The following is a 232-nucleotide window of genomic DNA, read 5'->3' on the forward strand; positions in this document are numbered from 1 at the left end:
CGGCACAACCGGAGGCAAGCCGATCTTTATCGGACATACTTGGAATGATCTTCATCGGCTGGATACGGCCCCCCGCTACCCATCTCTTATGCTGAACACGCGAAATACCGTAGTCGGAAACGCTTTACCCTACGAATTGAGCTCGTCCGGGCTTCCATTCCACCGGGAATCCCAATATATGCAGGCCGGCTGGGTACTGCCTGTCGGCAAGGGGGGGGCTAATTCTCAACCC

Annotated in this window: 1 pseudogene; it reads left to right on the top strand. The window is 56.0% G+C overall.

Features of this window, described 5'->3' with window-relative positions:
* A pseudogene (locus KVT34_RS31355) lies at positions 1–232 on the top strand (phenylacetate--CoA ligase family protein); the annotation flags it as partial.

Origin of the sequence: Paenibacillus sp. GbtcB18, from assembly GCF_019091125.1 — a bacterium.
GTDB classification, from domain to species: Bacteria; Bacillota; Bacilli; order Paenibacillales; family NBRC-103111; genus Paenibacillus_F; species Paenibacillus_F chitinolyticus.